This is a genomic window from Nocardia sp. MDA0666, assembly GCF_003023875.1.
Lineage (GTDB): Bacteria > Actinomycetota > Actinomycetes > Mycobacteriales > Mycobacteriaceae > Nocardia > Nocardia aobensis.
Genome location: NZ_PYHT01000012.1, coordinates 158,511 through 171,604, shown reverse-complemented (window position 1 = coordinate 171,604; position 13,094 = coordinate 158,511). Strand labels below are relative to the sequence as shown.

The following is a 13,094-nucleotide window of genomic DNA, read 5'->3' as shown; positions in this document are numbered from 1 at the left end:
GTCCGACTCAACGGTTCGAACGCATTTCAGATCATTTTCCGGAACTCTCGGACCCCGGCACATCGTCGTGACCCTAGGTCACGATCCGCAGCGGGTGCTCGATCAGCTCCTTCAGTTGGGCGAGGAATTGGGCGGCGACGGCGCCGTCGATGGCGCGGTGGTCGGCAGACATGGTGACACGCAGGACCTTTCGGCTCACGACCTCGTCACCGTCGAGTCGCAGTTCGTCGGTGGCGGCGCCGATCGCGAGGATGGCGGCTTCGGGCGGATTGATGACGGCGGTGAAATGCTCGATGCCGTACATGCCGAGGTTGGAGAGAGTGAAGGTGCCGCCGGTCATCTCCTCGGCGCGGAGTTTGCGGTCGCGCGCGCGTTCGGCCTTGTCGCGGGTTTCGGTGGCGATGGCCGACACCGTTTTGCGGTCGGCGTCGCGAATGACCGGGACGAGCAGGCCGGCGGGGGTGGCGACGGCGACGCCGAGGTGAATGCCGTGGTGGCGGCGCAGGGTGTCACCGGCGAAGGAGACGTTGACCGCGGGGTTGGCGCGCAGTGCCGTGGCGACGGCTTTGACGAGCAGATCGTTGACGCTGACCTTGCCGGCCCCGGTGTCGGCGAGTGTCTCGTTGATCCGGGTGCGGAAGGCGAGGAGTTCGGTGACGTCGATAGCGCTGGTCAGGTAGATGTGTGGCGCCTGCTGTTTGCTCTCGGTGAGGCGAGTGGCGGACACGCGCTGGATGCTGGACAGCGGGATTTCGTCGTAGTCGCCGGTCGCCGGGGTGCCCGGTGCCGTGTGTTCCGGCGTGGCGGTCGTTTGCGCAATATCGGAAGTACTTGCCGCGTGGGCGTTTTCGACGTCGAGTCGGGTGATGCGCCCGCCGGGGCCGGTTCCGGTGACGGTCGTGATATCGACACCGAGTTCCTGCGCGATCTTGCGCGCCAGCGGCGAGGACTTGCGACGGGTAGCGTCGGCGGCCGATTGCGGAGCAGTCACCGCTGGCGTCGCGGTGTCGGCCGGGGCCGATACTGCCTGGTGCGCGGTGTGCTGTCGTGCCGATGCATTGTCGGCCGAGGCCGGTTCCGGCTGCTGTTCGATACTCTGCCGTGCCGTCGGGGTCTCGGCCTGCTGGCCAGGTGCCGAAGACGACGCCGCAGCGGTCCCACTGCCATCGCCGAGAATGGCGATGGGTTCGCCGATCGGCACGCGGGTTCCGGGTGCGGCGATGATGCGTTCGAGGATGCCGTCGTCGTAGGCCTCGAGTTCCATCAGGGCCTTGTCGGTTTCGATTTCGGCGAGTACTTCGCCGCGGGTGACGGTGTCACCGACCTGTTTGAGCCAGGTGGCGACGACGCCGTCTTCCATGGTGTCGGAGAGGCGGGGCATGGTGATGTCGGACAACGATCTTTCCTCTCAGCGTCGCTTGCCCACGGCCGCAAGGGTTTCGACGGCGGCGGTGTAGAGCGATTCGACGGACGGCAGGGCCAGCTTCTCCAGCGGCTTGGCGTAGGGGAGCGGCACTTCGGCCATGGCGACGCGGCGCACGGGGGCATCCAGATAGTCGAAGGCGCCGTCGGAGATCGAGGCCGCGATTTCGGCGCCGATGCCGTAGGTGAGCCAGTCGTCCTCGCCGACGACCGCGCATCCGGTGCTGCGGACCGAGCGGACGAGGGTGTCGCGGTCGAGCGGGCGCAGGCTGCGCAGGTCGATCACCTCGGCGGAAATACCCTCGGCGGCAAGCCTTTCCGCGACCTGGGTGCAGACCGTGGCCATGCGGGAGTAGCCGATCAGCGTGATGTCGGTGCCCTCGCGGGTGACGGCGGCCTTGCCGATCTGCGCGGGCGGAAGATCGTCCGGCACGTCGCCTTTGGTGTTGTAGAGCGACAGGTTCTCCAGGAACAGCACCGGATCGTCGTCGTCGATGGCGGCTTTGAGCAGAGCGCGGGCGTCGGCGGGAGTGCTGGGCGCGACGACTTTGAGACCGGGCACGAACGCGTAGTACAGCTCGATGTTCTGCGAGTGGGTGGCGCCGAGTTGTTGTCCGCCGCCGCCCGGGGTGCGGATGACCATCGGCACGCTGGTCTGCCCGCCGAACATGCCGTAGATCTTGGCGGCGTGATTGACGATCTGATCCAGCGCGAGCAGCGAGAAGTTGATCGTCATGATCTCCACGACCGGGCGCAACCCCAGCATGGCGGCGCCGATGGCCGCGCCGACGAATCCTTCCTCCGCGATCGGGGTGTCGCGAACTCGCTTGTCGCCGAATTCGTTCAGCAGTCCGGCGGTGATCTTGTAGGAGCCTTCGAAGACGCCGATCTCCTCACCGATGAGGAAGATGTCGTCGTCGCGGCGCATTTCCTCGCGCAGGGTCTCGCGCAGCGCTTCGCGGTAGGTCATGACAGGCACGGGATGATCCTCAGGCGGTGAAGAGCGGGTCTGCGGGCAGGCGGCGGGAATCGCCGAGCACCGGGGTGGCGTAGGTGTAGTCGAACAGACTCGACGGCTCCGGATGCGGACTGGTGTCGGCGAACTCGACGGCGGCGGCGACCTCGGCGATGATCTCCGCGTCCAGGGCGGTGGCCGAATCCTCGCTGAACACACCGGCTTTCAGCAGTGCACTCTGCCAGATCTCGATCGGGTCGTGGGATCGCGCCGCCGTCACCGTTTCCTCGGTGCGGTATTTCGCGGGATCGACCACCGAGTGCCCTTTCAAGCGGTGGCTGACCGCTTCCAGCAGGGCCGGCTTTCCCTCCCGCCGCGCGGCCTCGATCAACTCGCCGGCGGTATCGCGGACGGCGAGGACATCGGTGCCGTCGACGCGTTCGCCGCGCATGCGGTAGGCGGCGGCGCGTTTGAACAGATCGGGTTCGGCGGAGGACTTCTCGACGGTGGTGCCCATGCCGGTCTGGTTGTTGACCACCAGGAACACAATCGGCAGATTCCACAGCGCGGCCAGGTTCAGCGATTCGTGAAAGGCGCCGATATTGGTTGTGCCCTCACCCATTTGGCAGACGACGACGTCGTCGCCGCCGCGGTAGTCGATCGCCAGGGCCGCGCCGACGGCCAGCGGCACCTGGCCGCCGACGATGGCGTAGCCGCCGAGCAGCCGGGTCTGGGTGTCGTACATGTGCATCGATCCGCCCCACCCTTTGGAGGTGCCGGTGGAGCGGCCGTACAGTTCGGCCATGACCCGGCCGGGTTCGATGCCCTTGGCGAGGGCGTAGCCGTGTTCGCGGTAGTTGGTGAACAGATAGTCGGTGGGCCGCATCGCCGCGCCGAGCCCGACCACGGTGGCCTCTTCGCCGAGGTTGAGGTGGCAGTAGCCGCCGATCCTGGCCTGCTGATAGCTCTGCGCGGTGCGCTCCTCGAATCGGCGCACGAACAGCATGTCGCGATACAGCTTCCGCAGTGTGCCGGGGTCCTCGGCCGCCACTCGTGCGTCGAATGATGCTGTCTGGGAGTCGGTTCGGTCGGCCAGCAGAGCTTCACTCCCGGCCGTCTCGGTGGTCGCGACCGGTCGTATCGGTGCGCGCCGGGTCGACGTGCGCGTCGTCTTCTGTGGGGTTGTGGTAGTCACGGTGGTGCTCCTCAACGTGAACGCGGCGCGATGTGGATCGGCAGGCCGAGCCCGGTCAGGGCTGCCTCCATACCGATCTCGCCGAGGGTGGGGTGGGCGTGGATGGTGTCGGCGAGTTCGTCGAGCGTCGCTTCGAGCGATATCGCCAGTGCCCCTTCGGCCATCAGGTCGCTCGCGGAAGGGCCGATGATGTGCACGCCGAGCACTTCCCGATAGCGTGCCCCGGCGACGATCTTGCAGAAGCCCTGGGTCTCGCCGAGCGCTTCGGCTCGCCCGAGTGCGGCGAACGGGAACTTCGCGATGACCACCTCGTGGCCGCCGGCGCGAGCCGCGTCCTCGGTCAGGCCGACGCTCGCGATCTCCGGATGGGTGAACGTCGCCGCGGGGATGACGGTGTAGTCGATGTGGGCGTCGTGACCGGCGATGACGTCGGCGGCGGTGAGCCCCTGATGGGACGCCACGTGGGCCAGCAGCGCCTTGCCGGTGACATCGCCGATGGCGTAGACGTTCTCGACCGTGGTCCGCAGCCGGTCGTCGACCGGAATGAAACCTCGTGCGTCGGTATCGAGTCCGGCGTATTTCAGGTCGAGATCGGCGGTGTTCGGCCGTCGTCCCACACCGACGAGCACGATGTCGGCCGCAATTTTCCGAGTCGTCGCGCCGTTCACGTCGACCTCCAGCGCATCGCCGGTCCGGTCGATGCCGGTGACGGTGCAGCCGGTCAGGACGGTGATGCCGCGCTCGGTGAACGAGCGGCCCAGCGCGGCGCCGATCTCGGTGTCCTCCGCGGGAACCAGCAGGTCCTGCATCTCCACGACGGTCACTTCGGCGCCGAAGGCGGCGAACAGGCCGGCCCATTCGACGCCGACCGCGCTGCCGCCGATGACGAGCAGCCGCCGCGGCACCTCGGTCAACCCGAACGCGCCGTCGGAGGTGATCACGCCGGGCAGGTCGGCGCCCGGCACGGGCAGGGCCGCGGGCACGGACCCGGTCGCGACGATCACGTCGGTGGCCGTCACGGTTCGCGTCGGGGTGCCGGTGGGGGCGGCCGCGTAACGCGGACCGTCGGTGAAGACCGGCGAGGGACCCGGCTCGAATACCTCGACCGTGGTCGGTCCGGTGAAACGGGCATGCCCCTCGATCACGGTGACGCCGTTGGCCCGCAGCAGCCCGGCCACGCCGCCGGTCAGTTTGCCGACTATCCCGTCCTTGCGCCGGCGGACGGCCGCGAAGTCGAACCGCACATTGTCGGCCTGCACACCGAAATCTGCTGCGGCGCTCAGTGTTTCGAATACCTCCGCCGAGCGCAGCATGGCCTTGGTGGGGATGCAGCCCCAGTTCAGGCACACCCCGCCCGGGCGTTCCTTCTCGACCACGGCGACGTGCAGGCCGCGCTGGGCCGCGCGGATCGCCGCGACGTACCCGCCCGGCCCGCCGCCGATGATCAAGAGATCGAATTCCGGCACTTGTGGTGCTCCTCGTCCTGAATCGCGTGACCCGAATCCGGTTGCGGTGTGGGCCATCAGGTCTGGAGTCTTATCCGCGCACGGACGGCGGACAATTCTCGGCAAGCCCAGGTTTTGCGATCCGGAATTGGGCGCTGCGCCCAATGTCGCTTGCGGCTGCGCCGGGCCAAACGTTCAGTCGGTGGGGCGTTCGAGCAGGTCGTACGCGGTGAGCGCGAGGGCGAGTTCGAATTGGTGGCGCTGGCCTTCCAGTGGGCGCCCGAGCAGCGTCGCGGCGCGCTGGAGCCGGTTGATGACGGTGTTGCGGTGGCAGTGCAACAGCGGTGCGGCGTGCGCGGCCGAGCAGTTCTCGGCCAGCCAGACCGTCAGCGTGCGCAGCAGGATGTCGCGCTCTCTGGCGGGCAGCGCCAGAATCGGGCCCAAGCATCGCTGGACCAATCGCTGCGCCAGATCGGGCGCGCGCACCAGCAGGGCCTCCGGGTAGCGATCGTCCAGCAGCGTGAGAGTGGGTTCGCGGCCTCGCGGCGCGGTATCGAGTGCGAGCGTGGCCAGTGCGTGGGCGACGTCGATCTCGGCCAGACCGTCGACCGCTGGGGACAGACCCGCGCGTCCGAGCACGAGCGGACCCAGCAGCTCCGCCACCTGCTGCGGCGAATGCTGTTCCAGCGCGACGATACCGACCGTGTGGTCGCCCCGATCGTGGCGGACCGAACGAATCCCCATGGCCGCCAACGCACTTTCGGTGCCCAGCCGCAGCGGCTGTTCCCCGCGAGCGACGACCACCAGGTAGTCGCCGCCGGCGGGGAGGTCGAGTTCCCGCGCCGCATACGCCGCGAAAGCGGCGTCGCGGCCACGCCCGGAGAGGACATCTTCGATCAAAGCATGGCGGCGGCGCTCGTCGCGTCGGACCCGGTCGAGTTCGGCACCGCGATAGGAGGTCACCAGCGCCGAGGACATCCCGTCGACAACCGCCCACATGGCGGTCCCGATTTCACGGAAATCGGCGGGTGACATATCGCCGGCACGATCCATCAGCGCTTCCCACACGATGCGCCCGCCCAGACGGAAGGTGCGCTGCATGGCCTCGAGCGGAACACCCTGCGCGGCGCGCTGCCGGCCGATCGCGGCGGCCACATCGTCGCGCTCGGCGCCGGCCCCCTTCGCCGCGAGCAACTCCAGCACCCGCGTCAGGAACCGCCGGCATCCCTCCTGCAGATCCGTTCTGCTCACCGCCGAATAGTCGGTCCACTCCGGATTGTCGGTGAACACCGCCGCCATGAGCCGGGCGGTGAGCTCGGCGATATCGCTCCCGCACGCCCTCGCCAACTCCGCGGAGTCGGGCACGGGTTCGGGGATTTCTGCGGGCGCCACGACGGCCACAGTACGTCGAAAGGGGATGCGCAGAGGACGCCGGTCGGTCGGCACGGTGACGGTTTCGGCAGCCCGATGTGAGGTAGCACCAGCCCTTCGTGACCGCTTGGCGGTGCCCGGCTGGCGTTCACCGTCACGTTCGGTGGCGCCCGGTGGTGACCTGGCTGATCCACATCGACACCAGCGACCCTGGCGATGTGTCCACCGGCGGAACTCATCTGCACCATTACCTGTGGGGGCTGGTGCTGCACTCGCCGCGCCCCTCGACAGAAAGCGATGCCGCGCATGACATTCGACGATTCCGCACCGGCCGCCCGGCCGACGCGAATACGACGACTCTCCGGTGGCGCCGTTTTCGAGTGCGGCTTCCGCGCTCCGGCCTATCGGTTCGGTCGCTCGTTCTCGGAAGTGATCGCGGCGCTGTGGTCGCGTAGAGCGCCGACTATGGCGGTCAGGACGCGGTGCGTGGCCTGCAGGTCGGAGTCGGGGAGGGCGGCGAGTGCGGTTCGGGTTCGTATGCCGATGGGGGTGAAGAAGCCCGCGGCCACGGTCATGCCGTGGTCGCTGTAGTGCAGGAGCACGCGGCGTTTGTCGGTGTCGTCGGCTTCGCGTTCGATATGGCCCGACTCGATCATGCGCTCGATCAAGTAGGTGATCGCGCCGGGGGAGACGCCCAGCAGCGCCCCGAGTCGTCCGGCGGTCAGGGGCGTTCCTTCCGCGTCGGCGGTGGCGATATGCATGAGGGCACGGAAGTCGTTGGGGCGCAGATCGTTCGAATGGGCGAAGAGGTGCGAGATCTGATCCGAGACGGCGCTGAGTGCGCGGATGTCGCGGGCGATCGCCGTCTCGAGTGCGTCGCGGTCGCGCTCGGTGGGCGCCGCGTCGGTCGAGCGCTCGGTCACCGCTGTCTCCCTTCTCCCGCCGGTGGGCGTGCACACAGGGTAATCGGACGGCGGGCCGAACCCTTTGCAAACTATTTCAGTTTCTGAAATAGTTCCGGGATGGGCGGATGGGATCGATATGCGCAGATCGTCTCCGGACGGAGAGGGTGGCTCGTCCTCGTGGCGATGGTTGTCGCCGCCGTCGCGGTGCTCGGCTTGTCCGGTGGGGGCGAGTCGGGTGGCTCGGCGCCGAACTCGTTACCCGACGACGCCGAATCCGCGCAGGTGCAGCGGTTGCTGCGGCAGTTTCCCGGCGGGGATTCGGCGGCGGCGGTCCTGATCGTCACCCGCGCCGACGGCGAAGTCCTCACCTCCGGCGACCGAGCGCAGGCCGAGGCCGCGCTGGCCCGGATTCGTTCCGGCGCGAGTGGGCCGGGTCTCGTGCTGTCGCCCGACCAGCGCGCCGCACTCGGGCAGACACCGATTCCGTCCGAGCTCAACGGCTTCGCCCTGACCGACCGGATCGATGAATTGCGCACGGCCGCGCGGGCCGGCGCACCCGCCGACCTACAGGTGCGAATCACCGGCGGCCCGGCCTTCGGCGCCGATATCGCCGACTCCTTCTCCGGCGCCAACACCCTGTTGCTCGCGGTCACCGCCGCCGTGGTGATGGTGCTGCTGATAGCGACCTACCGTTCCCCGGTGCTGTGGCTGATTCCGCTGTCGGTGGTGGCGGTCGCCGACCGGGTCGCCTCCGCGGCGGGAAACGCGCTCGCCCAGGTGAGTGGTCTGACGTTCGACGGTTCGACCGCAGGAATCACCAGCGTGCTGGTATTCGGGGCGGGCACGAACTACGCGTTGCTACTGGTGTCCCGCTATCGCGACGAGTTGTATCGGAGCGAGGACCACCGGGCCGCGCTGCGGATCGCCGCGCGGCGAGCCGGGCCCGCGGTGCTCGCCAGCAACCTCACGGTCGTGCTGGCCCTGTTGATATTGCTGCTCGCGCTGCTGCCCAATACCCGCGGTCTGGGCGCTTTCGGTGCACTGGGGCTGGTGATCGCTGCGGTCTTCGTCCTCGTCGCGCTGCCTCCCGCGCTGGCGCTGTGTGGACGAAAGGTGTTCTGGCCGTTCATTCCCCGAGTCGACGGTCATGACACCGCGACCTCCGGCGCCTGGCATACCGTCGCGGAAAAGGTCGTACGGCGACCGGCGACGGTGGCCGGCGTCTTCCTGGTGGTCGCGGCCGCCTGTGCCGCCGCGCTGCCGTTCGCTCATGTCGGCCTCGCGCAGTCCGAGCAGTTCCGCGTACACGCGGAATCGGTCGACGGCCTGCGGGCTGTCAGCGAGCATTTCTCCTCCGGCGCAAGCGATCCCGCGATCGTACTGGCGCGCACCGAAACCGCGCCGCAGGTGCAGGCGGTCCTCGACGGCACCCCGGGCGTCGTGCGCGCGACCCCCGCCGGCGTTTCGGACAACGGGTCGACGCGCTGGTCGGTGATCCTGGACGCCCCACCGGCCTCCGACGCGGCATTCGCCGATGTGAGTCGCCTGCGCACCGCACTGTCCTCGGTGCCCGGCGCCGAGGCGCTGGTCGGTGGCTCCGACGCCGTCGCCATGGACACCCGGGACGCGGCCCGGCGCGATCAGCACCTGATCATTCCGCTCATTCTGGTGGTCGTCCTGCTGGTACTCCTGGTGCTGTTGCGGGCACTGCCGGCCGCGATACTGCTGGTCGCGGTCACGGTGCTCAGCGCCCTGGCCGCGCTGGGGATCGGAAGCCTGCTCAGCACTTACGTTTTCGGGTTCCCGGCATTGGATACCAACGTGCCGCTGTTCGCCTTCCTGTTCCTGGTGGCGCTCGGTGTCGACTACACGATCTTCCTGGTGACGCGAGCACGCGAGGAGACGCCCGGCCACGGCGTGACCGGCGGCATCGTCCGCGCGGTCGGCTCCACGGGCGGGGTGATCACCAGCGCCGGAATCGTGCTGGCGGCAGTGTTCGCCGTCCTCGGCGTCCTCCCCCTGATCACGCTGACCCAGTTGGGCATCGTGGTCGGCGTCGGAATCCTGCTCGACAGCTTCGTCATCCGCACCCTGGTGATCCCCGCCCTGTTCGCCCTGATCGGTCCGAGAATCTGGTGGCCGGGGCGCTGGATACGTGGTGCGGCGCCGGCCGATTCCGGACCGCCGGCCTCGTCGGTCGCCGCGAGCGCGTCGACGTCGGAACAGAGCCGTTGAGCTGAGGCCTTGCAGCCGCGCAGGTCCTTACGGCATGCCGCCGTCGGAGCGGAGGATCGATCCGGTGGTGTAACTGGAGGCGTCGGAAGCGAGAAACACTGCGGCTCCGACGATTTCACTGGGCTGGCCGATGCGTTGGAGGGCGTGGGCGGCGAACGGGTTGTCCTCCGGCCAACTCGAGTCGCGGATCGTCGAGAATCCCTCGCAGACTGAGCTTTCCGACCTTCCCGGTGGTCCATTGAATGACGCGCACGTGATCGACCTTTCGAGCTGCCGGTGGTGTCGGCCAGGTGAGAATGCGATTCTCTTATACGAAAATTAGCATCACGCATGCTGTGGGGCAAGGTCCGGCAAGCTCTCGGCAGCGGGTACTGCACTGCGTGCCGGCGGACCGGTGATGCCCGATCAGCGTGGTTGAGCCGACACCTCTGCCGGGTGGGCTTCGGTCAGTTCCGCCAGTGCGGACTGGAGGTCGTCGACGATTTCGGCGGTGTCGGGGGCGGGGACGTCCTGCCAACCGGGGCCTGCCAGCAGGACGCGGGCGCCGCGGCCGGCGCAGGTGCGCACGGCCGAGAGGAGGGCGGTCGATTCCTGTTGTGACCACAGCACCGCTACCGACTCCGGCACGCTGCGATCCAGGGCGTCGCCGAGGGCGGGGGTGGGGACGTTGGGGCCGAGCATGGTGGCCGGGACGTCGCGCTCGGCGAGGGCCGCGCGCAGGACCTCGAGTGGCAGGGAGTGCGCTTCACCGCTGGTGCAGGCGAGCAGTACCGGGGTGGCGGGCGCGTTGGCCGGTGGCGGGACCGCGCGGTGCAGTGCGGCCGTAATGCACCAGGACAGCAGGTGTTCGACGTCGATGCATCCGATGCCCGCCCCTTGCTGCTGGACGATCTCGGCGAAGGCCGGGCGGCACAGTCGATCCCAGGTGTCGACCACGCCGAAGGCGCGAATGTGGGCGAGCAGCAACGACTGCAGTGTGGTGGGGTCGGAGGCGAAGGCGGCTTCCAGGAGTGACGCGTGGTCTCCGGCGACCGGCAATGGTCCGCGCACGTACTCGGCCGCCCGCGCCGGGCTCGATCCGCCTCGGACGAGTACGACCATGCGCTCGAGCCGGGCGATATCGGCCTCGGAGTACAGGCGGTGGCGACCGCGCCGATGCTGGGAGGGGCCGATGCCGTAGCGCTGATTCCAACTGCGCAGTGTCGCGGTGGGGATGCCGATGCGCTCTGCGACGGTGCGTACCGAGAATCCGGTCGCGTCGTTGTCGGGAGGCGAGGCATCGGACATGACGATCATTCTGCCTTTCGCGGGCATGGGCACCGCAACGTCACAGTGCTGCGGCACCCGCGCGGTGGGGGTGATGCGTGGGCGGCACCTCCAGTATGCATCGATTACGCATCGATTGCTGTAGGATCGTCTGTGTCGTCGAACCCATGCTCATCGAACAGAGGAGTCGCAGGTGCTCGAACATCGTTCGCAGGTAGATCGGCCCGATGGCTTCGAGGGGAAGGGGGCGGGAACGCTGAGCGGTGCCCTTCGCCGTGTGACCGCGTTCGCTGCGGCAGCGATGCGCCCGGCTCGGCTGGCCGGTGTCGCTGTCTCGGCGATGGTCGTGTTCGGCGCCGTCGCGGCACCCGCAGGTGCGAGTCCGGCGGCCGGTCCGGCTCCCGTTCCCGCGCTGGATCTGAGCCGTTACGTCGGCATGTGGTATCAGGTCGCCGCAGTTCCGCAGTATTTCAATCTCGTCTGCGCCCGCGATACGCGCGCCGAATACGCGGCACTGCCGAACGGTGATGTGTCGGTGCATAATTCGTGCACCACCTGGTCGGGTACGGGAAACGAGATCCAGGGTGCGGCGCGCGTGGTCGATCCGGTGACGGGAGCACAATTGCGCGTCGCGTTCCCGGGAGTGCCGACGCAGGAAAGCCTGGACGGTCCGCCCAACTATGTCGTGACCGCACTCGGTCCGGACTACTCCTGGGCCCTCGTCACGGACCCCTACCGGATCTCCGGATTCGTGCTCTCCCGCACGCCCGCACTGGATGCGGACCAGTGGAACCAGGTCGTCGCAGCGATCGTGGCGGCTGGTGAGCAACCCTGCCTGTACCTGACCTCGCCGGTGACGGGTGGACGCGGCGACATCACCCCACTGTGCCGGCTGTGAGCCCGGCTCGGTGCGTACAAGCCTTGGCCGCTCCGGTGAGTGGAGGTGAGTAGCGATGGGTGTGGCGATAGCTTTGTTCACTCGTGATCTGCGGGTTCACGACAATCCGATGCTGACCGCGGCGCAGCGTGCCGGCGATGCGGTGGTTCCACTGTTCGTCCTCGACGAATCGTTGGTCACGGGCTCGGAGGCCGCACCCAACCGGGTGCGATTTCTCGCCGCGGCGCTGGACGAACTCGACGGCGAATTACAAACGCGCGGTGGGCATCTCGTTCTACGACGCGGCAAGGTGGTCGACGAGGTCGAGCGGATCGTCGCCCAGACGCAGGCGGAGTCGGTCCACCTCGCGGCCGAAGTCAGCTACTACGGCAAACGACGCGAGTCCGCCCTGCGTGACAGGCTCGAATCCCACGGTTGCCAGGTGCATACGCACGCTGCCACGGTGACCAGTGTCGACCTCGACGCGATCGAGCCGAGCACCGGACGCGATCATTTCGCGGTGTTCACGCCGTACTTCCGGCGCTGGGAAAGCGCTCGCCATCGGCGTCCGCTGCCGCCGCCCGCAGACCTCGAGGTGCCGCGGCTGGACGGTGAACAACCGGATCTCGATGAACTTCGCACCGTGCGGACCTCACCGAACCTGCGCGTCGGCGGTGAGACCACCGGGCGAAAGATGTTGCGCCGCTGGCTGTCCGATGGGGTCACCGCGTATGACGAGGCCAATGATGACCTCGCCGCCGACGCCACCTCACACCTGTCGCCGTACCTGCATTTCGGATGCCTGTCCGCCGCGGAGGTGGTGTCGAGGCTGGACATGTCGGACCCGGGCGCGCACAGTTTCGCCCGGCAATTGGCCTGGCGCGACTTCCATCATCAGGTGCTGGCCGCCCGGCCCGCGGCGGCGTGGTCCGATTACCGCTCGGGTCCGGTCGAGATCCGCGAGGATGAACAGGCCTTCGAGGCGTGGACGCACGGTCGCACCGGTTTTCCGATCGTCGACGCGCCGATGCGCCAACTGCGTGACGAAGGGTGGATGCCGGGACGCGCGCGGCTGATCACCGCATCGTTCCTGGCCAAAACCCTTCGGCTGGATTGGCGAATCGGCGCAGCCCATTTCCGGTGCTGGCTGGTCGACGGTGATGTGGCGAACAACCAGATGAACTGGCAGTGGGTTGCGGGCACCGGAACCGACACCCGCCCCAATCGCACGCTCAATCCACTGCGGCAAGCGCACCGTTTCGATCCGGAGGGTGAGTACGTCCGCCGCTGGCTGCCCGAACTCGTCCACCTGTCCGGCGCGGCGGTGCACCGCCCGTGGCGCGAGGACGTCGACAATGCGATCTATTCGGCGCCGATCGTGGAAGTGCCCGGCATGTAATCGATGCGGTGATCAGGAGACGGT

At 68.2% G+C, this 13,094-nt stretch carries 10 protein-coding genes and 1 pseudogene; 3 read left to right on the top strand and 8 right to left on the bottom strand.

All coding sequences use genetic code 11. The annotated features are described in order from the left end of the window. Window positions 1-73: 73 nt before the first annotated feature. The 6 genes from C8258_RS18635 to C8258_RS18605 all read right to left on the bottom strand — a co-directional run bounded on the left by C8258_RS18635 (window position 74) and on the right by C8258_RS18605 (window position 7,311). Window positions 74-1,396: a dihydrolipoamide acetyltransferase family protein gene (locus C8258_RS18635; protein WP_199195755.1), complete on the bottom strand. Its 1,323-nt coding sequence runs from the start codon at window positions 1,394-1,396 to the stop codon at window positions 74-76. 12 nt (window positions 1,397-1,408) lie between these two features. After that, on the bottom strand, window positions 1,409-2,392 hold the full coding sequence (locus C8258_RS18630; protein WP_199195760.1) for an alpha-ketoacid dehydrogenase subunit beta: 984 nt from the start codon (window positions 2,390-2,392) through the stop codon (window positions 1,409-1,411). Between the two features lie 19 nt (window positions 2,393-2,411). Further along, window positions 2,412-3,572 carry a pyruvate dehydrogenase (acetyl-transferring) E1 component subunit alpha gene (gene pdhA, locus C8258_RS18625; protein ID WP_106956270.1) on the bottom strand — a complete coding sequence of 387 codons (1,161 nt, stop codon included), beginning with the start codon at window positions 3,570-3,572 and terminating at the stop codon, window positions 2,412-2,414. A gap of 11 nt (window positions 3,573-3,583) precedes the next feature. Then, entirely contained in the window at window positions 3,584-5,038 is a 1,455-nt protein-coding gene (lpdA, locus tag C8258_RS18620; protein ID WP_106956269.1) for a dihydrolipoyl dehydrogenase, read from the bottom strand. 174 nt (window positions 5,039-5,212) lie between these two features. Further along, on the bottom strand, window positions 5,213-6,409 hold the full coding sequence (locus C8258_RS18615; RefSeq protein WP_233225178.1) for a CdaR family transcriptional regulator: 1,197 nt from the start codon (window positions 6,407-6,409) through the stop codon (window positions 5,213-5,215). Window positions 6,410-6,789: 380 nt separating this feature from the next. Continuing rightward, window positions 6,790-7,311 carry a MarR family winged helix-turn-helix transcriptional regulator gene (locus C8258_RS18605; protein ID WP_106956267.1) on the bottom strand — a complete coding sequence of 174 codons (522 nt, stop codon included), beginning with the start codon at window positions 7,309-7,311 and terminating at the stop codon, window positions 6,790-6,792. 99 nt (window positions 7,312-7,410) lie between these two features. Between C8258_RS18605 and C8258_RS18600 the strand changes: the two genes are divergently transcribed. Next, window positions 7,411-9,528 carry an MMPL family transporter gene (locus C8258_RS18600; RefSeq protein WP_233225177.1) on the top strand — a complete coding sequence of 706 codons (2,118 nt, stop codon included), beginning with the start codon at window positions 7,411-7,413 and terminating at the stop codon, window positions 9,526-9,528. A 27-nt stretch (window positions 9,529-9,555) separates the two neighbouring features. Here the strand turns inward: C8258_RS18600 and C8258_RS18595 are convergent. Continuing rightward, window positions 9,556-9,690, bottom strand: a pseudogene (locus tag C8258_RS18595) (SDR family oxidoreductase); the annotation flags it as partial. Between the two features lie 243 nt (window positions 9,691-9,933). Next, entirely contained in the window at window positions 9,934-10,815 is an 882-nt protein-coding gene (locus C8258_RS18590) for a MerR family transcriptional regulator (protein WP_106956266.1), read from the bottom strand. 280 nt (window positions 10,816-11,095) lie between these two features. Between C8258_RS18590 and C8258_RS18585 the strand changes: the two genes are divergently transcribed. Both C8258_RS18585 and C8258_RS18580 read left to right on the top strand, forming a co-directional pair. Next, window positions 11,096-11,692 (top strand): lipocalin family protein, encoded by a 597-nt coding sequence (locus C8258_RS18585; RefSeq protein ID WP_369974771.1) that lies wholly within the window; start codon window positions 11,096-11,098, stop codon window positions 11,690-11,692. 55 nt (window positions 11,693-11,747) lie between these two features. Next, complete coding sequence (locus C8258_RS18580) at window positions 11,748-13,070, top strand: deoxyribodipyrimidine photo-lyase (RefSeq protein ID WP_106956265.1); 1,323 nt, start codon at window positions 11,748-11,750, stop codon at window positions 13,068-13,070. Window positions 13,071-13,094: the final 24 nt, after the last annotated feature.

Coding starts and splice junctions, on each gene's coding strand:
- C8258_RS18630 (WP_199195760.1), bottom strand. CDS start 2,392: ATGACCTACCGCGAAGCGCTGCGCGAGACCCTGCGCGAGGAAATGCGC.
- C8258_RS18600 (WP_233225177.1), top strand. CDS start 7,411: ATGGGCGGATGGGATCGATATGCGCAGATCGTCTCCGGACGGAGAGGG.
- C8258_RS18590 (WP_106956266.1), bottom strand. CDS start 10,815: ATGTCCGATGCCTCGCCTCCCGACAACGACGCGACCGGATTCTCGGTA.
- C8258_RS18585 (WP_369974771.1), top strand. CDS start 11,096: ATGCGCCCGGCTCGGCTGGCCGGTGTCGCTGTCTCGGCGATGGTCGTG.
- C8258_RS18580 (WP_106956265.1), top strand. CDS start 11,748: ATGGGTGTGGCGATAGCTTTGTTCACTCGTGATCTGCGGGTTCACGAC.